This is a genomic window from Microbacterium deminutum, assembly GCF_039530205.1.
Taxonomy (GTDB): Bacteria; Actinomycetota; Actinomycetes; order Actinomycetales; family Microbacteriaceae; genus Microbacterium; species Microbacterium deminutum.
The window spans coordinates 883,605-906,401 of record NZ_BAAAOG010000001.1; the positions used below are offsets into that span (position 1 = coordinate 883,605).

Here is a 22,797-nt window from a genome sequence, read left to right on the forward strand (position 1 = left end):
CGTGGGCGCGCGGGTCTCCGACAGCCATCGCGACCGAGCTTCGGCTCCTACGGAACGCGGTCCGCACGATCGAGCATGCGAACCAGGGCGGGCACGGCGGACTCCTCGGCGCGCAGTGCGGCGACCTTGGCGCGAAGGCTCACAGCACCTTCGCTGATCCCCAAGCGCCGTGCCGCGTCACGCTGGCTGAGCCCGTCCGCGAGCAAGTCGTGCACTTCCCACCCCTCGGTGCTGCGCCGATCCCGCAGCTCGACGAGCAGACGGATCAGCGCCTCGGCGTCCGACGGCGCCTCGCCGTCGCCGGTCACGGCGAATCGGGTCGTTGCGCGCTTCGCGCGCTCGACCGCCTCGCGTGCATGGATGAATGCCTCGCCGCGGCCGGCCCGCACGCTCGCGGGGAGTGGCGTCTCGACATCCCCGATCCCGACGCCGACGCTCCACGAACCGAGTCGTGTCAGATGGAGGGCGATCGAGAGCACCGCAGCGGGGTCGCGATCGGCGACCTGCAGCTCGTCGCCCGCCGTGCGCTCCGCGACCGAGGTCGCATGCGGGCCCGTGATCCGCGCCACGTCATCGATCGCGGCCGGCACCAGGTCGTCCCCGGAGCGGCTGTCGCGCTGGTCCGCGGTGATGACGAACATGGATCGCTCCCTTTAGCTACTAGACTAACTCCATCAGAGTTTAGCATGAGGAATTGAACCGATGATGCCCTGGAACTTAATTCACCATTAGTTAAGCTCGTGAGCTAATGCGCTGGGCCGCCCGCCCCCGGGCAGAGGCATCCCGAACCCGCTGATAATCTGGCACGCGTGCAGGCCCCCCTCGTGAGCGCGACCGCCCCCGCCAACGACCCCGCATTCGATAACGTGTGGGATGAGATCGTGTGGCGCGGATTCGTGCAGGTGTCGACGGATCAGGAGGCGCTGCGGGCGCTGTTCGCCGGACCGCCGATCACCTACTACTGCGGGTTCGATCCGACCGCGCCGAGCCTCCATCTGGGCAACCTCGTGCAGCTTCTGCTCATGCGGCGGCTGCAGCTCGCCGGACACAGGCCGCTCGGACTGGTCGGCGGCTCGACCGGACTGATCGGCGATCCGCGACCCAGCGCGGAACGCACCCTCAACACGAAAGAGACCGTGAGCGAATGGGTCGGCTACCTGCGCTCGCAGGTGGAGCGGTTCCTGAGCTTCGAAGGCGACAGTGCCGCCCGGATCGTCAACAACCTCGACTGGACCGCGCCGCTGAGCGCCATCGACTTCCTGCGCGAGATCGGCAAGCACTACCGGGTCGGCACGATGCTCAAGAAGGATGCGGTCGCCGCTCGCCTGAACTCCGAAGCGGGCATCAGCTACACCGAGTTCAGCTACCAGATCCTGCAGGGCCTCGACTACCTGGAGCTCTTCCGCAGCTACGACTGCGTGCTGCAGACCGGCGGATCCGACCAGTGGGGCAACCTCACGAGCGGCGTGGATCTCATCCACTACGTCGAGCATGCGCCGGTCCACGCGATCGGGACGCCGCTCATCACGAACAGCGACGGCACCAAGTTCGGCAAGAGCGAGGGCAACGCCATCTGGCTGGACCCTGCGATGTGCAGCCCCTACCGGATGTACCAGTTCTGGCTCAACACCGACGACGGCGACGTGATCTCGCGCCTGAAGATCTTCACGTTCCTCACTCGCTCCGAGATCGAGGACTACGAGCGCCTCGTCGGGGACGAGCCATTCCGTCGTGCGGCGCAGAAGCGTCTCGCGCTCGAGGTCACGACCTTCGTCCACGGGCCGGATGCCGCGACGGCGGTGATCGCCGCGTCCGAGGCGCTCTTCGGCCAGGGTGATCTGTCGGCCATCGACGCCCAGACCCTCGGCCAGGCGCTGGAAGAGCTGCCGAACGCGACGGTGGCGTCGGGGACCCCGGTGATCCAGGCCCTCGTGGACACCGGGTTGGTGACGAGCCTCAGCGAGGCTCGTCGCGCGATCGCGCAGGGCGGCGTATCCCTGGACGGTGCGAAGGTCGAGGACGACGACGCCGTCGTGGGTGGCAGCCTTCCTGGGGGCGTATCGGTGCTTCGCCGTGGCAAGAAGACGCTCGCCGGTGTCTTCGTTGCCGAGGCGTAGGCGACCCGCGGTGTCGCTTGGGGCCGGCCACAGCGGCTGAGCGAGAGATAGGCGCCGGTGCGACGCCGATCCCGGCGCCGTGAAGACCTCCGGCGCTCGCTAAGAGTTGCGCAGCTCTGCAGCGACGACGCGCGCGACGGCTCGCGCGTCCAGATTGATCTGCAACAGCTGGCCCTTCAGAGGGAACGAGAGGCCCATGAACCGCAGACCGGGAGCCGACGGCAGCGTACGGACACCCGTGACGAGGGGGTGTCCGCGATGGTCGAGGACGCCGAGGTGCCCGACCATGGGCGCCAGGCCGGTGCTGTATCCCGTCGCGGCAATCACGGCATCCGGGGTCAGGCGACTGCCGTCGACCAGAACCACCTCGCCACCGTCGAATCGCTCGACCGCGGCGACCGGCATCACGCGGCCGGCGCGCAGCGACGCGACCATTCCGACATCGATCGTCGGTGTCAGGCCGGTGGCCCGCGCTTGAGCGACCAGTCCGGCGCGAGGCGCGGGAAGGCCGTAGCGCGTGAGATCGCCGAGGGTCCACCGCTGCAGGAGCCGATTGACGGGGTCGACCAGCCAAGCAGGGGAGTAGTCCATGGGGATGGCGACCAGCGTCGTGGGCAGGGGGCCGAGTTGTCGCGGGATGACGTTGGGTGGCGTCCGCACCGACAGGTGCACCGTTCCCGCACCACCCGCCGCGAGGTCGGCGGCGATCTCCGCGCCGGAGTTCCCAGCGCCCACCACCAGAACGTTCCTGCCGACGTAAGGCGTCGCCGTCCGGTACTCCGAAGCGTGGAGGATGTCGCCGCCGAATGTCTCCTGCCCGGGCCACGCCGGCCGGAGGGCGGAGTTGGCGTAGCCGGTGGCGAGGACGACCAGCCGGGCCGAGACCTCACCGCCGTCGGTGAGCGCGGTCCAGTGGCCGCCGTGCCGCTCGAGCCGACGCACCTCCGAGCGGAATCGAGGCAGGATCGCGTGATGCCGCGCGTAGCGCCGGAGGTAGTCGGCCACGTCGTCCTTCGACACCCACCGCCCGTACTCCGCGGGCATCCTCAGGCCCGGGAGCGCCGACTGAATCCGCGGAGTGTGCAGGTGCAGCCGGTCGTAGCGTGACCGCCAGGTGTCGCCCACGTCCGCGCCGCGGTCCAGAATCAGCGCGTCGATGCCCTTCCGCTGCAGGCAGGCCGCCGTGGCGAGGCCGGCGGGTCCAGCCCCGACCACGAGCACCTCGGCATCCACGGCACCACCTCCGGCGTCACGGTAATCGCGGCGAGCGCCGACGTCCAGCCGACTCCGGCACCGTGGGATGAGGGCCCGCCGGGGCGGAGTCACGGCCGGGAGGGCTCGCCGCCCATCATCCCGATCTCCCCGGTCTCGGGGTACGCCGCGTCGTGGGCGTCGGGATTCCAGCCGAGCGTCGTCCATGCCTGCACGCGGACCCGCTCGACCGGGTCGTCGACGAGGCGGTCGATGATCCCGTCGGGGTCGTCGATCCCGTGCCGCCGGATCACCTTGAGGCTCATCTCGCGGACGCGCCACGAGTCGTCCGAGAGCGCCCGCAGCAGCATCGCCGGATGCGCCGGCGGCCCGACGTGCAGCAGCCCCCGCGCGCCCCACACCCGGCCCCAGTAGTCCGCCCATCCGGTCGTGCCGCCAAGCCACGCGATATCGGGCCACCCGGGGTCGCCGGCCTGAGTCCGGCCGGCCAGGAGCCCCTCGCACCACAGCACGACGTGCTCGCGCCCGAACAGCTCCACCGCCTGCGCCGCCAGGTCCTTGGGCAGGGCACCGGGAGTCGCCGGGTGAACGGGTTCGCCCATACGCGGGACACTACGCCGCACGCCGCGCCCGCGCCAGAGTCGCTGCGCCGCGAGAACCCCGGAATTCCGCGGCACGACGCGACGACACGCCCGGGGTGCAGCCCCGATTTGCCCGATCCCCGCAAGCCACGTAACTTATTACCTGTTCGCCCCACAGGGAAGCGGAGAGGCCGAGAGCCTCACCCCCCTCAAGCGGAGAACCACCCCCCATCTCGTCTCTCTCATTGAGGGCGCAGACCCTTGGGTCTACGATGGAGGTTCCCACTCCTCGAAGCTGTCGTTGAGTGCTGCCGGAGACGCTGAAACAGTCCCGGTCAGCCGATTTGACAAGCAGAGCGGGAGGGATAAGATAGAGAAGTTGTCCCGCCAACTGACGGAGTCAGAGCGTGGGCCATCGGATCTCTCTTCGTGAGACGCTGTCGCCGGCACCATTCGAATTCATTTCGAATCACGCCGATTTGACAAGCCGAAGACGAAGAATAAGATAGAGAAGTTGCCCTGAAGGGGAAGCCGAGAGGCCGAGCCGCAGGAGCATCCGATCCTTGAGAACTCAACAGCGTGCACTTGTCAAATGCCAAAAAACCTCGCGGTCAGCTTGTCTGATCGATGAGATTCTTTTGAGATTAAACGAGATGTCAGCAATGACATCCGATCGTCAGATCAAACTCGCTCGGCGCGACCTATTCCGGTCTTGTCGCAGCAAAATTCTTTTACGGAGAGTTTGATCCTGGCTCAGGATGAACGCTGGCGGCGTGCTTAACACATGCAAGTCGAACGGTGAAAGAGAGCTTGCTCTCTGGATCAGTGGCGAACGGGTGAGTAACACGTGAGCAATCTGCCCCTGACTCTGGGATAAGCGTTGGAAACGACGTCTAATACCGGATACGAGCTGCGAAGGCATCTTCAGCAGCTGGAAAGAACTTCGGTCAGGGATGAGCTCGCGGCCTATCAGCTAGTTGGTGAGGTAATGGCTCACCAAGGCGTCGACGGGTAGCCGGCCTGAGAGGGTGACCGGCCACACTGGGACTGAGACACGGCCCAGACTCCTACGGGAGGCAGCAGTGGGGAATATTGCACAATGGGCGAAAGCCTGATGCAGCAACGCCGCGTGAGGGACGACGGCCTTCGGGTTGTAAACCTCTTTTAGCAGGGAAGAAGCGAAAGTGACGGTACCTGCAGAAAAAGCACCGGCTAACTACGTGCCAGCAGCCGCGGTAATACGTAGGGTGCAAGCGTTATCCGGAATTATTGGGCGTAAAGAGCTCGTAGGCGGTTTGTCGCGTCTGCTGTGAAAACCCGAGGCTCAACCTCGGGCCTGCAGTGGGTACGGGCAGACTAGAGTGCGGTAGGGGAGATTGGAATTCCTGGTGTAGCGGTGGAATGCGCAGATATCAGGAGGAACACCGATGGCGAAGGCAGATCTCTGGGCCGTAACTGACGCTGAGGAGCGAAAGGGTGGGGAGCAAACAGGCTTAGATACCCTGGTAGTCCACCCCGTAAACGTTGGGAACTAGTTGTGGGGTCCATTCCACGGATTCCGTGACGCAGCTAACGCATTAAGTTCCCCGCCTGGGGAGTACGGCCGCAAGGCTAAAACTCAAAGGAATTGACGGGGACCCGCACAAGCGGCGGAGCATGCGGATTAATTCGATGCAACGCGAAGAACCTTACCAAGGCTTGACATATACGAGAACGCTGCAGAAATGTAGAACTCTTTGGACACTCGTAAACAGGTGGTGCATGGTTGTCGTCAGCTCGTGTCGTGAGATGTTGGGTTAAGTCCCGCAACGAGCGCAACCCTCGTTCTATGTTGCCAGCACGTAATGGTGGGAACTCATGGGATACTGCCGGGGTCAACTCGGAGGAAGGTGGGGATGACGTCAAATCATCATGCCCCTTATGTCTTGGGCTTCACGCATGCTACAATGGCCGGTACAAAGGGCTGCAATACCGTAAGGTGGAGCGAATCCCAAAAAGCCGGTCCCAGTTCGGATTGAGGTCTGCAACTCGACCTCATGAAGTCGGAGTCGCTAGTAATCGCAGATCAGCAACGCTGCGGTGAATACGTTCCCGGGTCTTGTACACACCGCCCGTCAAGTCATGAAAGTCGGTAACACCTGAAGCCGGTGGCCCAACCCTTGTGGAGGGAGCCGTCGAAGGTGGGATCGGTAATTAGGACTAAGTCGTAACAAGGTAGCCGTACCGGAAGGTGCGGCTGGATCACCTCCTTTCTAAGGAGCATTTGGAGCTCTTCGGAGCTTCCAGAGCCAGACTCGAGACGAACGTTCTCGACTGGTCAGCTCATGGGTGGAACATTTGACAAGGTGCGAGGGCAGCGATCCCTCATCCAGTACGCCGCTTGCCGGCCGGAACGATGAGAGTTCGAACGCCTCGCACTGCACGCTGTTGGGTCCTGAGGGACCGGATGCCTCGACCTTCGGGTCGGAGCAGACGAAACTCAGGACCTTTTCTGATGTCGGCCGTGCGCCGGCAGCGGGGAAGGTACCGCCCGTACTTTGAGAACTACACAGTGGACGCGAGCATCTTTTGAATCGATCTTTGATCGGTTCATATTGATGATCTTAAAGATCATTAGTCAATTTCGAGTCGGACTCCGGTCCGAGCCGATTCTTGATAAAACTCATGTGATTTCAAGTCTTTAAGAGCAAACGGTGGATGCCTTGGCATCTGGAGCCGAAGAAGGACGTAGCAATCTGCGATAAGCCTCGGGGAGTGGATAAGCACACTTTGATCCGAGGGTGTCCGAATGGGGAAACCCCGCTGGGCGGCGTGCCGACCCAGTGACTCCCGCCTGAATATATAGGGCGGGTAGAGGGAACGTGGGGAAGTGAAACATCTCAGTACCCACAGGAAGAGAAAGCAACCGCGATTCCGTTAGTAGTGGCGAGCGAAACCGGAACAGGCTAAACCGAGTACGTGTGATATCCGGCAGGAGTTGCGTATTCGGGGTTGTGGGACTTTTCAGGCTGCTCTGCCGAGCAGCCGGCGTTACAAGAAGGTATAGACGAACGGCATTGAAAGGCCGGTCATAGAGGGTGCCAACCCCGTAGTCGAAATGCCTCCCTTGACGCGAAGAGTATCCCAAGTAGCACGGGGCCCGAGAAATCCCGTGTGAATCTGTCAGGACCACCTGATAAGCCTAAATACTCCCAGATGACCGATAGCGGACAAGTACCGTGAGGGAAAGGTGAAAAGTACCCCGGGAGGGGAGTGAAATAGTACCTGAAACCGTTTGCTTACAAACCGTTGGAGCCTCCTTAGTAGGGGTGACAGCGTGCCTTTTGAAGAATGAGCCTGCGAGTTAGCGATATGTGGCGAGGTTAACCCGAGTGGGGTAGCCGTAGCGAAAGCGAGTCTGAATAGGGCGATTCAGTCGCATGTCCTAGACCCGAAGCGAAGTGATCTATCCATGGCCAGGCTGAAGCGACGGTAAGACGTCGTGGAGGGCCGAACCCACTTAGGTTGAAAACTGAGGGGATGAGCTGTGGATAGGGGTGAAAGGCCAATCAAACTTCGTGATAGCTGGTTCTCTCCGAAATGCATTTAGGTGCAGCGTTGCGTGTTTCTTGCCGGAGGTAGAGCTACTGGATGGCCGATGGGCCCCAAAAGGTTACTGACGTCAGCCAAACTCCGAATGCCGGTAAGTGAGAGCGCAGCAGTGAGACTGTGGGGGATAAGCTTCATAGTCGAGAGGGAAACAACCCAGACCACCAACTAAGGTCCCTAAGCGCGTGCTAAGTGGGAAAGGATGTGGAGTTGCTTAGACAACCAGGAGGTTGGCTTAGAAGCAGCCACCCTTGAAAGAGTGCGTAATAGCTCACTGGTCAAGTGATTCCGCGCCGACAATGTAACGGGGCTCAAGCACGCCACCGAAGTTGTGGCATTGACATTATTGGTAGGCCTTCGTGGTCCAGCCGTGTTGATGGGTAGGAGAGCGTCGTGTGGCCAGCGAAGCGGCGGTGTGAACCAGCCGTGGAGGCCACACGAGTGAGAATGCAGGCATGAGTAGCGAAAGACGTGTGAGAAACACGTCCTCCGAAAGACCAAGGGTTCCAGGGTCAAGCTAATCTTCCCTGGGTAAGTCGGGACCTAAGGCGAGGCCGACAGGCGTAGTCGATGGACAACGGGTTGATATTCCCGTACCGGCGAAGAACCGCCCAAACCAATCCAGTAATGCTAAGTGTCTGAATCCCACTGACGGATCCCTTCGGGGTGAAGCGTTGGGCCTAGCACACGACCCTATGCTGAGGCGGTTAGCGTATTAACAGGTGTGACGCAGGAAGGTAGCCCAAGCCAGGCGATGGTTGTCCTGGTGCAAGTGCGTAGGCCGAGTGATAGGCAAATCCGTCACTCATACAGGCTGAGACACGATGCGGATGAAAAGTGGGTGATCCTATGCTGCCAAGAAAAGCATCGACGCGAGGTTCAAGCCGCCCGTACCCCAAACCGACTCAGGTGGTCAGGTAGAGAATACCAAGGAGATCGAGAGAATCGTGGTTAAGGAACTCGGCAAAATGCCCCCGTAACTTCGGGAGAAGGGGGGCCTTCGACGTATAAGGATTTACTCCGAAAGCGTTTGGAGGCCGCAGAGACTAGTGGGTAGCGACTGTTTACTAAAAACACAGGTCCGTGCCAAGTCGCAAGACGATGTATACGGACTGACGCCTGCCCGGTGCTGGAAGGTTAAGAGGACCGGTTAGCCGCAAGGCGAAGCTGAGAATTTAAGCCCCAGTAAACGGCGGTGGTAACTATAACCATCCTAAGGTAGCGAAATTCCTTGTCGGGTAAGTTCCGACCTGCACGAATGGCGTAACGACTTCCCAACTGTCTCAACCGCGAACTCGGCGAAATTGCAATACGAGTAAAGATGCTCGTTACGCGCAGCAGGACGGAAAGACCCCGTGACCTTTACTACAGCTTGGTATTGGTGTTCGGTGTGGCTTGTGTAGGATAGGTGGGAGACTTTGAAGCATGGACGCCAGTTCATGTGGAGTCATTGTTGAAATACCACTCTGGTCACTCTGGATATCTAACTTAGAACCGTAATCCGGTTCAGGGACAGTGCCTGGTGGGTAGTTTAACTGGGGCGGTTGCCTCCCAAAAAGTAACGGAGGCGCCCAAAGGTTCCCTCAACCTGGTTGGCAATCAGGTGGCGAGTGTAAGTGCACAAGGGAGCTTGACTGTGAGACTGACAGGTCGAGCAGGGACGAAAGTCGGGACTAGTGATCCGGCAGTGGCTTGTGGAAGCGCTGTCGCTCAACGGATAAAAGGTACCTCGGGGATAACAGGCTGATCTTGCCCAAGAGTCCATATCGACGGCATGGTTTGGCACCTCGATGTCGGCTCGTCGCATCCTGGGGCTGGAGTAGGTCCCAAGGGTTGGGCTGTTCGCCCATTAAAGCGGTACGCGAGCTGGGTTTAGAACGTCGTGAGACAGTTCGGTCCCTATCCGCTGCGCGCGTAGGAAGTTTGAGAGGATCTGACCCTAGTACGAGAGGACCGGGTTGGACGAACCTCTGGTGTGTCAGTTGTTCCGCCAGGAGCACCGCTGATTAGCTACGTTCGGGATGGATAACCGCTGAAAGCATCTAAGCGGGAAGCCGGCCTCAAGATGAGACTTCCATGCCTTCGGGCGAGAGGCTCCCAGCCAGATTACTGGGTTGATAGGCCAGATGTGGAAGCGTGGTAACACGTGCAGCTGACTGGTACTAATAAGCCGATGACTTGATAACACACCGTTTTTGGTGCTTGCGTCCACTGAGTGGTTCTCGATGTACGGTCGAGAACCGCACGACAATGACTTTTGTTGTGCAGACTGAAACATCAATAGTGTTTCGGCGGCCATAGCGTGAGGGAAACGCCCGGTTACATTCCGAACCCGGAAGCTAAGCCTCACAGCGCCGATGGTACTGCAGGGGGGACCCTGTGGGAGAGTAGGACACCGCCGGACTTCTTTCGAGAAATGGCCACCCAGAGCTGGGTGGCCATTTCGCGTTAACAGCCGTCATTGCCCGAACGTCGGGTACCCGGAAGGATCGAGAGATGGCAGAGCAGGAGTCGCGCGACGACCGGACCGGTCGGGAATCGCGCCCGCGCAGCGATCACGATCCGCGCCCGCCTCGTGGGTCGGGAGCCGGCAAGAAGCCGCACCAGAAGCACGACGGTGAGCGGAAGAGCTACCCGCCCCGTGACGGTGAGCGGAAGAGCTACCCGCCTCGTGACGGTGAGCGGAAGTCCTATCCGCCCCGCGACGGAAATCGCAAGCCCTACGCCGCGAGCGGTGGCAGCAAGCCCTATCCGCCTCGTGACGGTGAGCGTAAGTCCTATCCGCCCCGTGACGGTGAGCGGAAGAGCTACCCGCCTCGTGACGGTGAGCGGAAGTCCTATCCGCCCCGCGACGGAAATCGCAAGCCCTACGCCGCGAGCGGTGGCAGCAAGCCCTATCCGCCTCGTGACGGTGAGCGTAAGTCCTATCCGCCTCGCGATGGTGAGCGTAAGTCCTATCCGCCCCGTGACGGAGAGCGTAAGTCCTATCCGCCTCGCGATGGAAATCGCAAGCCCTACGCCGCGAGCGGTGGCAGCAAGCCCTCTGCGAAATACGACGGCGAGCGGAAGTCGTATCCGCCTCGCGATGGTGAGCGGAAGTCGTATCCGCCTCGTGGCGGAGCTCAGCGTACCGATCGCCCCGCGCGTGGGGGCGTCGATCGGCCCGACCACGGCCAGCGTCCTGACGAGAACCGGCCGGTTCGGCCGCGCCACGACGATCCGTTCATTCCGGATGACATCACCGCCGCCGACCTGAACGCGGGCGCGCGCAACGAGTTGAAGACGCTGAGCAAGGAGAACGCCGAGTGGGTGGCCCGTCACCTCGCCATGGCGTCGAAGCTCATCGACGTGGATCCCGAGCTCGCTCACCAGCATGCCCTCTCGGCGTCTCGTCGAGCAGGGCGTATCGCGATCGTCCGTGAGACGCTCGCGATCACCGCCTACGCGACAGGCGACTTCGCTCTGGCACTCCGCGAGCTGCGCACGTACCGTCGGATCTCGGGCCGCGACGACCAGATCGCGCTCATGGTCGACAGTGAGCGCGGTGTCGGGCGTCCGGACCGTGCGCTCGAGGTCGGCCGTGCCGTCGATCAGAAAACTCTGCCCACCGGAGCGCGGGTGGAGCTTGCGATCGCGATGTCCGGGGCGCGGCTCGACCTCGATCAGCCCGATCGTGCGCTGCTCGAGCTGGACATCCCCGAACTCGACCCGGATCGCGCGTTCGAGTGGAGCCCCGCGCTGTTCGCCGCGCGCGCGATCGTGCTCGAAGAGCTCGGTCGCGACTCCGAGGCCGAGGAATGGCATCGCCGGGCCGAAGTCGCGGCTGACGCGCTCGACGCCGCAAGCGGTCTCGGGGATCTCGAGACGGTCATCGTCGAAGAGGTCGAGGAGCAGTTCATCGACGACTCGCCCGAGGAGCAGGGCGAGCAGCAGGATGTCGTCGTCGAGACGTCCGATCGCTCGACCTCCGATGAGCCGCTCACAGAGGCAGCGCCATCCGACATCCCTCTGCCGCAGGACGATTGATGGCACTGTTCACCCGTCGACGCGAGCTCGCGCCGTTGGACGGGGTCGACGTGATCCTCGCCGACCTCGACGGGGTGGTCTACGCCGGCGCCGGCGCGCTGCCCTATGCCGTCGAGAGCCTCACCCGCGCCCGCGACGGGCGGACGCTCGCATACATCACCAACAACGCTTCGCGGACGGATGCCTCGGTTGCGGCCCATCTCTGCGACCTGGGTCTGGAGACCGAGCCCGAAGAGGTCGTCACGAGTCCGCAAGCGGCGATGCGACTGCTCGTGCAACGGATCACGCCCGGCGCGACCGTTCTGGTCGTCGGCGGCGACGGGCTCGTGAGCGAGGTAGAGAAGGCCGGGTTCGTCGTCACGCGCAGCGCCGACGACGCTCCGGCCGCGGTGGTGCAGGGGTTCGCCCCCGAAGTGGGCTGGTCGCAGCTCGCGGAGGCCGCGTACGCCCTGAAGGTGCCGGAGGAGGAGGGCGGCATCCCCTGGATCGCCACGAACACCGACTGGACCATCCCGCAGGCCCGCGGGATCGCGCCGGGCAACGGCACGCTGGTGTCTGCCGTGCACACCGCCATCGGGCGGCTCGCGACCGTCGCCGGAAAGCCCGAGGTGCCGATCTTCGAGGAGGCCGTCGCGAGATTCGGGGCGCGGCATCCGCTCTTCCTCGGTGACAGGCTCGACACCGACATCCTCGGCGCGAATCGCGCCGGCATCCCGTCGGCGATCGTGCTCACCGGGATCGACCGGCCGAAACACGTTCTCGCGGCGCCTGCAGGATCGCAGCCGACCTTCATCCTCGGCGATCTGCGCGAGCTCCACGAGCCCTACCCAGACGTCCGCGTGCACGAAGGAACCGCCACCGTGCGAGGCGCCTCGGTGCGCATCCACGGGCCCGACGTGCAGATCGTGTCGACGGGGGATCGGCCGATCGACCTGCTGCGTGCCGGTGCCGCCGCGATCTGGGCGACGGGGCGTGCGATCTTCGGATTCCGGGTGCCGGAAGAGCTGTACGCGGATCCGTTCCACAGGCCCTGACATCCCTGCCACGACCAGAGTCCGGCCGTATCCTGGGGACATGGACGAGACCCGCGACGACGAGGCCGCCGATCTGCTGTCCCGGCTCGAGGTGATCGAGGCGCAGCCCCTTGCGACACGAGCCGACGCGTACGATGCGCTGCACGATGCGCTCTCACGCCGCCTCGAAACCGGCCCCGCGGGCGCTGCGGCGCCCCGATGACGGCCCGACTCGATGCGGCACTTGCCGCGCGGGGCCTGGCGCGCTCACGCACGCACGCTGCGACACTGATCGCCGACGGACTCGTGACCGTGGATGGCCGACCCGTCGTCAAGGCATCCGCACAGGTGGACGATGACGCCGTGCTCGTTGTGGCAGGCGCCGATCATTACGTCAGCCGGGCTGCCCGCAAGCTCATCGCCGGTCTCGACGCGTTCGGTGTCGACGTCGCGGGGCGCCTGGCTCTGGATATGGGAGCGTCGACCGGCGGCTTCACGCAGGTGCTGCGCGAACGGTGCGCCGAGCCGGTGATCGCGGTGGATGTCGGCCACGGACAGCTGGCGGCATCCATCGCCCTCGACCCCGGGGTGATCTCGATCGAGGGATTCAACGTCCGCTACATGACGTCCGACTCGCTCGCGACGGCCAGCGGAGTGCATGAGGCGCCGTCGATGATCACCGGTGATCTCTCGTTCATCTCGCTCGTCCATGTGCTGCCTGCCGCCCGCGCGGTGTCGGCGGACGATGCGGATCTGGTGCTGCTGGTCAAGCCGCAGTTCGAGGTCGGGCGCGCCGCGGTCAGGGGCGGACTGGTGACGGATGCCGCAACCCGCGCCGACGCCGTGACGAATGTGCTGTGGGCGGCGTGGGACGAGGGGCTCGGCACGTGCGGTGTCGTCTCCTCCCCGATCGCCGGTACGCACGGGAATGCCGAGTACCTTGTGCACCTGGCTCCGGGCCGCGGCCGCAATCCGACAGAATGGTTGAGCACCGTGAACCGACTGGCGGGGAGCCGATGACACACGACGACGCGAACACCCAGCGCAGCATCCTGGTGGTCGCCCACGCGCATCGCGCCGACACCGTGGTCGCCGCCGAGCGGGTCGTCGGAGCGCTTCGTGCAGCGGGAGCGCGTCCGGTGCTGGCCGTCGACGACCGAGCGGAACTCGCCGCGGTGCGCCCGTCACTGGGTGAAGTCGCGACGCTGGACGACGTGCCCGTGGACGAGATCGAGCTCGCCATCGTGCTGGGCGGGGACGGCACGATCCTCCGCGCCGCGGAACTCGTCCGCGATGGGACCGCGCCCGTGCTCGGCATCAACATGGGTCACGTCGGCTTCCTCGCCGAGATCGAGCGCGACGACATGGACGACGCTGTCCGGCGTGTCATCGCCCGCGATTACGCCGTCGAAGAGCGCCTCGCGCTGCAGGTGCGGGTGAAGGATGCCGCCGACGCGGTCGTCTACGAGACGTGGGCGCTGAACGAAGCCACGGTCGAGAAGGCCAGCCGTGAGCGCATGCTCGAGGTCGTCATGGAGGTCGACGGACGCCCGTTGTCGACGTTCGGCTGCGATGGAGTCGTGGTGTCGACGCCGACCGGCTCGACGGCCTACAACTTCTCCGCCGGCGGCCCGGTGATCTGGCCGACCGTCGAGGCGATCGTGGTCGTGCCGCTTTCCGCGCATGCGCTGTTCGCCAAGCCGCTCGTCGTCGGCCCTGAGCACGCTGTCGCGATCGAGCTGCTCGAGGGGACGACCGACGCCGGCATCCTCTGGTGCGATGGACGTCGATCACACGACCTGCCCCCCGGCGCGCGCGTCGTCGTACGTCGCTCCGACCGGCCGGTGCGACTCGCGCGGCTGCATCCGGCCGCGTTCACGGATCGCCTCGTGCGCAAGTTCCGGCTTCCGGTGGCAGGATGGCGCGGCCCCGCGGCCATGCAGGGCGAGACGCCGTGATCGAAGAGATGCGCCTGCGAGACCTGGGTGTCATCGCCGAGGCGACGTTGCACATCGGCCGCGGGTTCACCGCGATCACCGGCGAGACCGGTGCGGGCAAGACGATGGTCGTGACCGGCCTCGGACTCCTGCTCGGGCAGCGCGCCGACTCGGGCGCCGTGCGATCGGGCGCGTCGCAGGCATCCGTGGACGGCGTGTGGATCGTCCCCGAAGACGGGCCGGTCGCCGATCGCGTGCGCGAGGCGGGCGGATCCGTCGAGCCCCTGGGCGACGGCACCGCCGAGCTCTTCGTCGGGCGCTCCGTCTCGAGTGAAGGCCGTGGCCGCGCCACCGTCGGTGGCCGCTCCGCTCCGGCCGGCGTGCTGGCCGACCTCGCCGATGAGCTCGTCGTGGTGCATGGCCAGTCCGACCAGCTGCGGCTGCGCTCGGCTGTGGCGCAGCGCGACGCACTCGACCGGTTCGGCGGCGAAGAGGTGCACGCAGCGCGCGAGTCCTATCGCGCGGCGTACGAGCACTGGCGTGCGATCGAGCGGGAGCTCACCGGCCTGACAGCCGACCGTGACGCGCGTGCAGCCGAGGCCGCGCAGCTGCGCACCTGGATCGCGGACATCGAACAGGCGGCACCGCAGCCGGGTGAGGATGCCGAGCTCGCGGTGCGGGCCGAGCGGCTCGCCAACGCCGAGGAGCTGCGGCTCGCGGCGGCGGCAGCGCACGAGGCGCTCTCGGGCGACGGCGAGGAGCCCGACGCCGGTTCGCTCCTGGCCGAGGCGCGCCGTGTGCTCGAGCGTGCGCACGATCCCGCGCTGGCGGAGCTCGCGGTGCAGGCGGCCGAGCTCGGCTACCGCACGGCGGACCTGGCGGCATCGCTGGCGGGCTACCTCGCGGATCTCGACGAGACCGGGCCTCACGAGCTCGCGGCTGTGGAGGAGCGGCGGTCCGTGCTGACCGGGCTCATCCGAACCCACGGCAGTCTCGACGACGCGATCGCCCTGCTCGACACGGGGTCGTCACGGCTTGCCGAGCTCGATGACGACGGCGACAGGATCCAGCGTCTCACGCGCGACCAGGATGCCGCGGCATCCGCACTCGACGAAGCCGCTGCCGCGCTCACGGCCGCCCGCACCGCCGCGGCCGGTCGGCTCGGAATCGCCGTCACGACCGAGCTGCGGGCTCTCGCGATGCCCGACGCCCGGTTGTCGGTGGCGGTCGGTTCGGGTGCCGAGACGGCATCGGGGCGGGATGACGTCGCGATCCTGCTCTCGCCGCACCAGGGCGCGGAACCGCGGCCGGTGGCGCGTGGCGCGTCGGGCGGTGAGCTCAGCCGGGTGATGCTCGCGATCGAAGTCGTGATCGCGGCAGCCGATCCGGTGCCGACATTCGTGTTCGACGAGGTCGACGCGGGCATCGGCGGGGCGGCGGCGATCGAGGTCGGCCGCCGGCTGGCGCGGCTCGCCGAGGCATCCCAGGTCATCGCCGTGACGCACCTCGCCCAGGTCGCGGCCTTCGCGAACAATCACCTGTCGGTCGTGAAGGCGAGCAACGGCTCGGTGACGGCATCCGACGTCCGCCGCCTCGAAGGGGCAGACCGCGAGGCGGAGATGGCGCGGCTGCTGTCGGGACTGACGGATTCGGCGGCCGCCCTGACTCATGCCCGGGAGCTGCTGTCGCTGGGCGGTTCGGTCGTGTGAGACCGCCGGCTCGCCGCGTTCGTCCAGTTTGGGCCGCAGGACGTGGGATAGGATAAAAGCCCGTGATGCAGAACTCTTCTTCAGGCGCGGGAACTTCGAACGACACCACCAAGCACATTTTCGTGACCGGGGGTGTCGTTTCCTCGTTGGGGAAGGGCCTCACGGCCGCGAGCCTCGGCAACCTCCTCACGGCCCGCGGACTGCGCGTCGTGATGCAGAAGCTCGACCCGTACCTGAACGTCGATCCCGGCACGATGAACCCGTTCCAGCACGGCGAAGTCTTCGTGACGGATGACGGTGCCGAGACCGATCTCGATATCGGGCACTACGAGCGCTTCCTCGACATCGAGCTCAGCCAGGCCGCGAACGTCACCACCGGTCAGATCTACTCGCAGGTCATCGCACGCGAGCGGCGCGGGGAATACCTCGGCGACACCGTGCAGGTGATCCCGCACATCACAGACGAGATCAAGCGACGGATGCGGCTGCAGGCCACCGAGGATCCGCATCCCGACGTGATCATCACCGAGATCGGGGGCACGGTCGGCGACATCGAGTCCCAGCCCTTCATCGAGTCCGCGCGCCAGATCCGTCATGAGCTGGGGCGGGCCAACGTCTTCTTCGTCCACGTGTCGCTCGTGCCCTTCATGGGCGCCTCCGGTGAGCAGAAGACCAAGCCGACGCAGCACTCCGTCGCGACACTTCGGTCCATCGGCATCCAGCCCGACGCGCTCGTGCTGCGCAGCGACCGCCCCGTGACCGAGGCCAACAAGCGCAAGATCGCCCTGATGTGCGACGTCGACGAGGGCGCCGTCGTCAACGCGGTGGATGTGCCGAGCATCTACGACATCCCGTCGATGCTCAACGAGCAGGGTCTGGACGAGTACATCGTGCAGACCCTGGGCCTCTCGCAGGCCAACGATGTCGACTGGTCGCGGTGGGAGCGGGTGCTGCAGGCCGTGCACAACCCCAAGCACGACGTGACGATCGGCCTCGTCGGCAAGTACATCGACCTGCCGGATGCCTATCTCTCGGTGACCGAGGCGCTCAAGGCCGGCGGGTTCGCGCAGGAGACCCAGGTCAAGATCCGCTGGATCCCCTCCGACGCATGCGAGACGCCGGAGGGCGCCGCGAAGGCCCTCGGCGAGGTGGACGGGATCGTCGTGCCGGGCGGGTTCGGCATCCGCGGCATCGAGGGCAAGGTCGGCGCCCTGCGCTTCGCGCGCGAGCAGGGGATCCCGGCGCTGGGGCTCTGCCTCGGACTGCAGTGCATGGTCATCGAGTACGCCCGCCACGTCGCCGGACTCGAGGGGGCGTCATCGAGCGAGTTCGACCCCGACACCGAGTTCCCGGTGATCGCGACGATGGCCGAGCAGGTCGACATCCTCGAGCACGGCGATCTGGGCGGCACGATGCGCCTCGGCCTCTACCCGGCCGACCTCGCCGACGGCTCGCTCGCCGCCGAGCTGTACGGCTCGGAGATCGTCCAGGAGCGGCACCGCCACCGGTACGAGGTGAATAACCGCTACCGCGACCGGATCGCCGACGCGGGACTCGTGTTCTCGGGTTTGTCGCCCGACCGCAATCTCGTGGAGTACGTCGAGCTGCCGCGCGAGGTGCACCCGTACTACATCGCGACGCAGGCGCACCCCGAGCTGCGCTCCCGACCGACGGATCCGCATCCGCTGTTCCGCGGCCTGGTGGGGGCGGCGATCGAACGCCACCGTTCCAGCGAGCTGTTCGACGTCGAGAATGACTGAGCCGGGCGTGGGAGTCGGGACCCGGCCCGTCGATGGTGTCGGCGAGCCCGTCGATGATCTCCGCGACGAGGCCTTCTCGGCGGAGGTCGTCGCGAGCGACCTCGTCTACGAGGGACGCGTGTGGGACGTGCGCAACGACACCCTGCGGTACCGCGAAGGCGAGATCAAGCGCCAGTACGTCGACCACCCGGGGGCGTCGGCCATCGTGGCACTCGACGCCGACGGCCGCGTGCTGCTGATCCAGCAGTACCGGCATCCGATCCGCTACCGCGACTGGGAGATCCCGGCGGGCCTCCTCGACGTCGACGGGGAGTCCCCGCTCGAGACGGCGAAGCGCGAACTCATCGAAGAGGCCGACCTCGTCGCATCCGACTGGCAGCCGCTGGTGAGCGTCTTCACCACTCCGGGCGGCAATGACGAGGTCGTGCACATGTTCCTCGCGACCGGGCTGTCGCTGGTCGGTCACGCGCACCCGCGCGAGGCAGAGGAGGCCGACATCCGCATCGAGTGGGTGCCGTTGGCGGATGCCGTCGCCGGCGTGCTCGAAGGGCGGCTGCGCAACGGGATACTGGCGACCGGCGTACTCGCGACGGCGGAGCGGCTGCGCCGCAGCGCTGCGGAGTCGCCGGAGGGCGCGCGTCCGCGGGCCGGGGGTTCGGGGCGGAGCCCCTTAGGACACTGACATGCGGCTCGAGCGTGCGGTCGACGCCTACCTGCGGCACATCTCGATCGAACGCGGACTGTCCGATCACACCGTCGCCGCGTATCGCCGAGACCTGGGCGGCTACGTCGCCTGGCTCGCCGAGCACGGCGTCGCGGACTCGAACGCGGTCACCCCGGAGCTCGTCGCGGAGTTCGCGGCCGACCGTGCCTCGGCGCAGCCGCCGGTCGCGGCATCCAGTCTCGCCCGCCTGCAGTCCTCGGTGCGCGGGCTGCACCGATTCCTCGCGCGGGAGGGCCTCGAGCCGGTCGACCCGTCGACGCGGCTGCGGCCGCCGAAGCAGCCCCAGCGGCTGCCGAAGGCCCTCACGATCGACCAGGTCGAGCGACTGCTGGATGCTCCTGAGCGCGAGACCATCCTGGGTCTGCGCGACCGGGCACTGCTCGAACTGCTGTACGCGACAGGCGCGCGCGTGTCCGAGATCGTGCAGCTGGACGTCGACGATCTCGCACACGGGGACGTCCTGAGGGTGCGCGGCAAGGGCTCTAAGGAGCGGATCGTGCCGGTCGGCTCCTATGCCCGCGCCGCCGTGGACGCCTACCTCACGCGGGCGCGGCCGGAGCTCTCGCGGCGGGGGCGGGCCACCCCACGGCTGTTCCTCGGCGCGCGCGGTGCGCCGCTGTCCCGGCAGAGCGCGTGGCTGGTGATCCAGGATGCCGCTGAGCGCGCGGACCTCACCGCACACGTGTCGCCGCACACGCTGCGGCACTCGTTCGCGACGCATCTGCTCCAGGGCGGCGCGGATGTTCGGGTCGTGCAGGAGCTGCTCGGGCATGCCTCGGTCGCGACGACGCAGATCTACACGCACGTCTCGGTGGACGCCCTCCGCGACGTCTACGCCACGTCGCACCCGCGCGCCAGGTGATCCTCCCGGGCGAAGGCCCCGGTCGTGGCTAGAATCGGTGCACGGCATGGCGAAGTCAAGGAGAGTCTGTGGCGGTCAGCAAGCGGGGCGCGACGACGACCTCAGAGGACGGGACCCCGATCGGTCCCACCGGGCGTCCCTACCACGGCTTCCCGACTCCGCCGAAGCTCGACGGTCACGGGCCCGCCCGTATCATCGCGCTCTGCAACCAGAAGGGCGGCGTCGGCAAGACGACGACCACCATCAACCTGGCGGCGGCTCTCGCGGTCTACGGGCGCAAGGTGCTCGCGGTCGACTTCGATCCGCAGGGAGCGCTGTCGGCGGGCCTCGGCATCCAGACCCACGAGATCCCGACCATCTACGACCTTCTTCTCGACGGCAAGCGCGACCCGCGTGAGGTCGTCGTGCACTCGCACCTCGAGAACCTCGACGTGATCCCGGCCAACATCGACCTCTCGGCCGCCGAGGTTCACCTCGTCAACGAGGTGGCGCGTGAGCAGACGCTCTCTCGCGCACTCCGCCGGGTCAGCGCCGACTACGACGTCGTGCTCATCGACTGCCAGCCGTCGCTGGGTCTGCTGACCGTCAACGCGCTGACCGCGAGTCACGGGGTGATCATCCCGCTCGAGTGCGAATTCTTCGCGCTGCGCGGTGTGGCGATGCTGATCGAGACCATAGACAAGGTGCGCGATCGCCTGAACCCGACCATCACGCTCGACGGCGTGCTCGCGACCATGTACGACTCGCGCACGCTGCACTCGCGCGAGGTGCTCGAACGGGTCGTCGACGCATTCGGCGACGACGTGCTCGAGACGGTCATCGGGCGGACCGTGAAGTTCCCGGATGCCTCGGTCTCGGGCATGCCCATCACCGAATTCGCGCCCGAGCACGCCGCCGCCCAGGCCTACCTGCGGCTGGCGCGGGAGCTGGTCGCCCGTGGCGCCGTCGCCTGACGAAAAACCCACATCTGAGGTCCACGAGACCGATCGCGAGTCGGGCGACGGGTTCCAGGTGTCGCTCGGCGTGTTCGACGGGCCGTTCGACCTGCTGCTCTCACTTCTGTCGAAGCACGAGCTCGACATCACCGAGGTGTCGCTCTCGCTCGTGACGGCGGAGTTCATCGCGTATCTGCGCGAACTGGGCCCCGATGAGGAGCTCGACCAGGCGTCGGAGTTCGTGGTCGTCGCCGCCACCCTGCTCGACATGAAGGTCGCCGGGCTGCTGCCGCAGGGTGAGCTCGTCGATGCGGAGTCGGTTGCGCTGCTCGAAGCACGCGACCTGCTGTTCGCGCGTCTCCTGCAATACCGGGCGTTCAAGGAGGTCTCAGCGTGGTTCGCCCGATGCCTCCAGCGCGAGGACCGTCGTCACTCGCGCTCCGTCCGCCTCGACGAGAAGTACCGCAACGCCGTTCGGGAGCTGGTCTGGACGCTGAGCGCCGACGATTTCGCGACCCTCGCCCTGCTTGCGATGACGCCGAAGGAGATTCCGCACGTCGGCCTCGACCACCTGCACGCGCCGCTGGTCAGCATCCGAGAGCAGGCGGCGGTCGTCGTGACGCTGCTCCGGGATGCCGGCACCCTGAACTTCCGCGAACTGATCGCCGGCGTCACACAGCCGGGGGTCGTCATCGCACGATTCCTGGCGGTGCTCGAGCTGTACCGCCACTCCGCCCTTTCGTTCGAGCAGATCGAGCCGCTCGGCGAGCTGACCCTGCGCTGGACCGCGCAGCGCTGGTCCGACGAGAGCCTCGCCACTCTGGGAGCCGACTATGACCGATGACCCCGAGTCGACCTTCGTGGAGCTGACCGAGCCGCCGGTCGACGAGCACGCCGCACCCGCACCGGTCGCCGATGTCGCGCGGCGACTGGAGGCGATCCTGCTCGTGGTCGACGAGCCGCAGAGCCTGGTCAGCCTCGCGGCTGCGGTCGCGGCACCCGTGCCCGCGGTCCGGCAGGCCATCGAGGGACTGGTCGAGGACTACGACGGCGAGGCCGGCGGACCACGTCGCGGGTTCGAGCTGCGCGAAGTCGGCGGCGGCTGGCGGCTCTATGTGCGCGAAGAGCACGACGACCTCGTCTCGGAGTTCGTCAACTCCCAGGCGCCGTCACGGCTGTCGCAGGCCGCCCTCGAGACACTGGCCGTGATCGCCTACAAGCAGCCGGTGACCCGTGGCCAGGTGGCGTCGATCCGGGCGGTCAACGTCGACTCGGTCGTGCGAACGCTGCTGTCGCGCGGGCTGATCACCGAACTGTTCACGGATGCCGAGACCGGCGCCATCCACTACGGCACGACGGATGCGCTGCTCGTGAACCTGGGCATCAACTCGCTCGACGAGCTGCCCCACATCTCACCCCTCCTGGAGGACGGCGCCGATGGCTTCGACGACGAGGTCCGACGATGAGCTCGCCGACAGGCTCGGGGGTCGCCGAGCCGGAGGGGGTGCGGCTGCAGAAGGTGCTCGCGAACGCCGGAGTCGCCTCCCGCCGAGTCGCGGAGGAGCTGATCGTGCAGGGCCGGGTGCGGGTCAACGGCGAGGCGGTCACCGAGCTCGGCTCGAGGATCGATCCGGCCGTCGACATCGTCGACGTGGACGGCACCGTCATCCAGCTCGATCCGTCGAAGCGCTACGTCATGCTCAACAAGCCGACCGGCGTGGTGAGCTCGATGAAGGACGATCGCGGGCGCCCCGACCTCCGGGGGTTCACGAAGGAATGGCCGGAGCGCCTGTACAACGTGGGCAGATTGGATGCCGAGACGAGCGGCCTGCTCGTCCTGACGAACGACGGCGAACTCGCGCACGTGCTCGCACACCCGTCCTTCGGGGTGACCAAGGTCTACATCGCCAAGGTCGAAGGTCGCGTCACCCCGCAGACGATCGCGAAGCTGACGCGGGGGATCGAACTCGAAGACGGGCCGATCGCCGCCGACAAGGCGCGGCTGCTCGACGCTTCGGCCGGCTCGGCGACCAGAGGAGACGCCGGGCACAGCATCGTGGAGCTGACCCTGCATTCCGGACGCAATCGCATCGTGCGTCGGATGATGGATGCCGTGGGCCACCCGGTCGTCGAACTCGTGCGGCGGCAGTTCGGGCCGCTGCACCTGGGAACGCTGCCAGCTGGGCGGGCGCGGGAGTTGACTAAAGTGGAGCGGGGAGCGCTGTTGACACTCGCGCGCCCGGCCACGAGCGGCCCGTCGCAGGATGAGCACCGCGACGAAGACCCGCACTCGGCGGGGAGCGACCAGGAGAGACAGTGACCGATTCCGCCGG

The 22,797-nt window shown here is 66.0% G+C and carries 17 protein-coding genes and 3 rRNA genes; 17 read left to right on the forward strand and 3 right to left on the reverse strand.

Going from position 1 to position 22,797, the window contains the following annotated elements:
- Positions 1-47: 47 nt before the first annotated feature.
- Positions 48-641, reverse strand: coding sequence for a DNA-binding protein (locus ABD212_RS03900; protein ID WP_344091378.1), 594 nt, complete (start codon positions 639-641; stop codon positions 48-50).
- A gap of 168 nt (positions 642-809) precedes the next feature.
- Between ABD212_RS03900 and tyrS the strand changes: the two genes are divergently transcribed.
- Positions 810-2,117 carry a tyrosine--tRNA ligase gene (tyrS, locus tag ABD212_RS03905; RefSeq protein ID WP_425561229.1) on the forward strand — a complete coding sequence of 436 codons (1,308 nt, stop codon included), beginning with the start codon at positions 810-812 and terminating at the stop codon, positions 2,115-2,117.
- A gap of 99 nt (positions 2,118-2,216) precedes the next feature.
- Here tyrS and ABD212_RS03910 read toward each other — a convergent pair whose 3' ends face one another.
- Both ABD212_RS03910 and ABD212_RS03915 read right to left on the reverse strand, forming a co-directional pair.
- Positions 2,217-3,350 (reverse strand): flavin-containing monooxygenase, encoded by a 1,134-nt coding sequence (locus ABD212_RS03910; protein ID WP_344091380.1) that lies wholly within the window; start codon positions 3,348-3,350, stop codon positions 2,217-2,219.
- An 89-nt stretch (positions 3,351-3,439) separates the two neighbouring features.
- Entirely contained in the window at positions 3,440-3,931 is a 492-nt protein-coding gene (locus ABD212_RS03915) for a HEAT repeat domain-containing protein (RefSeq protein ID WP_344091382.1), read from the reverse strand.
- Between the two features lie 709 nt (positions 3,932-4,640).
- Between ABD212_RS03915 and ABD212_RS03920 the strand changes: the two genes are divergently transcribed.
- The 16 genes from ABD212_RS03920 (at position 4,641) to ABD212_RS03995 (ending at position 22,784) form a co-directional block, all read left to right on the forward strand.
- A 16S ribosomal RNA gene (locus ABD212_RS03920) occupies positions 4,641-6,162 on the forward strand.
- 418 nt (positions 6,163-6,580) lie between these two features.
- A 23S ribosomal RNA gene (locus ABD212_RS03925) occupies positions 6,581-9,684 on the forward strand.
- A gap of 101 nt (positions 9,685-9,785) precedes the next feature.
- Positions 9,786-9,902, forward strand: a 5S ribosomal RNA gene (gene rrf / locus ABD212_RS03930).
- The 16S, 23S and 5S rRNA genes sit together here, the layout of an rRNA operon.
- 92 nt (positions 9,903-9,994) lie before the next feature.
- Positions 9,995-11,524 carry a primosomal protein gene (locus ABD212_RS03935; protein WP_344091384.1) on the forward strand — a complete coding sequence of 510 codons (1,530 nt, stop codon included), beginning with the start codon at positions 9,995-9,997 and terminating at the stop codon, positions 11,522-11,524.
- On the forward strand, positions 11,524-12,558 hold the full coding sequence (locus tag ABD212_RS03940; RefSeq protein WP_344091386.1) for an HAD-IIA family hydrolase: 1,035 nt from the start codon (positions 11,524-11,526) through the stop codon (positions 12,556-12,558). Before ABD212_RS03935 ends, ABD212_RS03940 begins: the two co-directional genes overlap by 1 nt.
- A gap of 40 nt (positions 12,559-12,598) precedes the next feature.
- On the forward strand, positions 12,599-12,760 hold the full coding sequence (locus ABD212_RS03945) for a hypothetical protein (protein ID WP_344091388.1): 162 nt from the start codon (positions 12,599-12,601) through the stop codon (positions 12,758-12,760).
- The gene (locus tag ABD212_RS03950) at positions 12,757-13,557 is read left to right on the forward strand and encodes a TlyA family RNA methyltransferase (RefSeq protein WP_344091390.1); all 801 of its coding nucleotides are present in this window, start codon (positions 12,757-12,759) and stop codon (positions 13,555-13,557) included. The genes ABD212_RS03945 and ABD212_RS03950 overlap by 4 nt, the downstream gene beginning before the upstream one ends.
- Entirely contained in the window at positions 13,554-14,495 is a 942-nt protein-coding gene (locus ABD212_RS03955; protein WP_344091392.1) for an NAD kinase, read from the forward strand. Before ABD212_RS03950 ends, ABD212_RS03955 begins: the two co-directional genes overlap by 4 nt.
- A complete protein-coding gene (recN, locus tag ABD212_RS03960) occupies positions 14,492-16,183 on the forward strand; it encodes a DNA repair protein RecN (protein WP_344092426.1) in 1,692 nt (563 codons plus the stop codon). The genes ABD212_RS03955 and recN overlap by 4 nt, the downstream gene beginning before the upstream one ends.
- Positions 16,184-16,248: 65 nt before the next feature.
- The gene (gene pyrG / locus ABD212_RS03965; RefSeq protein WP_344092428.1) at positions 16,249-17,943 is read left to right on the forward strand and encodes a CTP synthase; all 1,695 of its coding nucleotides are present in this window, start codon (positions 16,249-16,251) and stop codon (positions 17,941-17,943) included.
- Complete coding sequence (locus ABD212_RS03970; protein ID WP_344091394.1) at positions 17,936-18,625, forward strand: NUDIX domain-containing protein; 690 nt, start codon at positions 17,936-17,938, stop codon at positions 18,623-18,625. The genes pyrG and ABD212_RS03970 overlap by 8 nt, the downstream gene beginning before the upstream one ends.
- Before the next feature lies 1 nt (position 18,626).
- Complete coding sequence (gene xerD / locus ABD212_RS03975) at positions 18,627-19,529, forward strand: site-specific tyrosine recombinase XerD (RefSeq protein WP_344091396.1); 903 nt, start codon at positions 18,627-18,629, stop codon at positions 19,527-19,529.
- A 68-nt stretch (positions 19,530-19,597) separates the two neighbouring features.
- Positions 19,598-20,482, forward strand: coding sequence for a ParA family protein (locus ABD212_RS03980; RefSeq protein ID WP_344091398.1), 885 nt, complete (start codon positions 19,598-19,600; stop codon positions 20,480-20,482).
- The gene (locus ABD212_RS03985) at positions 20,466-21,308 is read left to right on the forward strand and encodes a segregation and condensation protein A (RefSeq protein WP_344091400.1); all 843 of its coding nucleotides are present in this window, start codon (positions 20,466-20,468) and stop codon (positions 21,306-21,308) included. Before ABD212_RS03980 ends, ABD212_RS03985 begins: the two co-directional genes overlap by 17 nt.
- Complete coding sequence (scpB, locus tag ABD212_RS03990) at positions 21,298-21,930, forward strand: SMC-Scp complex subunit ScpB (RefSeq protein WP_344091402.1); 633 nt, start codon at positions 21,298-21,300, stop codon at positions 21,928-21,930. Before ABD212_RS03985 ends, scpB begins: the two co-directional genes overlap by 11 nt.
- Entirely contained in the window at positions 21,927-22,784 is an 858-nt protein-coding gene (locus ABD212_RS03995) for a pseudouridine synthase (protein ID WP_344091404.1), read from the forward strand. Before scpB ends, ABD212_RS03995 begins: the two co-directional genes overlap by 4 nt.
- The last annotated feature ends 13 nt before the right edge of the window (positions 22,785-22,797 follow it).

Coding starts and splice junctions, on each gene's coding strand:
- ABD212_RS03900 (WP_344091378.1), bottom strand. CDS start 641: ATGTTCGTCATCACCGCGGACCAGCGCGACAGCCGCTCCGGGGACGAC.
- ABD212_RS03915 (WP_344091382.1), bottom strand. CDS start 3,931: ATGGGCGAACCCGTTCACCCGGCGACTCCCGGTGCCCTGCCCAAGGAC.
- ABD212_RS03935 (WP_344091384.1), top strand. CDS start 9,995: ATGGCAGAGCAGGAGTCGCGCGACGACCGGACCGGTCGGGAATCGCGC.
- ABD212_RS03940 (WP_344091386.1), top strand. CDS start 11,524: ATGGCACTGTTCACCCGTCGACGCGAGCTCGCGCCGTTGGACGGGGTC.
- ABD212_RS03945 (WP_344091388.1), top strand. CDS start 12,599: ATGGACGAGACCCGCGACGACGAGGCCGCCGATCTGCTGTCCCGGCTC.
- ABD212_RS03950 (WP_344091390.1), top strand. CDS start 12,757: ATGACGGCCCGACTCGATGCGGCACTTGCCGCGCGGGGCCTGGCGCGC.
- ABD212_RS03955 (WP_344091392.1), top strand. CDS start 13,554: ATGACACACGACGACGCGAACACCCAGCGCAGCATCCTGGTGGTCGCC.
- pyrG (WP_344092428.1), top strand. CDS start 16,249: ATGCAGAACTCTTCTTCAGGCGCGGGAACTTCGAACGACACCACCAAG.
- ABD212_RS03970 (WP_344091394.1), top strand. CDS start 17,936: ATGACTGAGCCGGGCGTGGGAGTCGGGACCCGGCCCGTCGATGGTGTC.
- xerD (WP_344091396.1), top strand. CDS start 18,627: ATGCGGCTCGAGCGTGCGGTCGACGCCTACCTGCGGCACATCTCGATC.
- scpB (WP_344091402.1), top strand. CDS start 21,298: ATGACCGATGACCCCGAGTCGACCTTCGTGGAGCTGACCGAGCCGCCG.
- ABD212_RS03995 (WP_344091404.1), top strand. CDS start 21,927: ATGAGCTCGCCGACAGGCTCGGGGGTCGCCGAGCCGGAGGGGGTGCGG.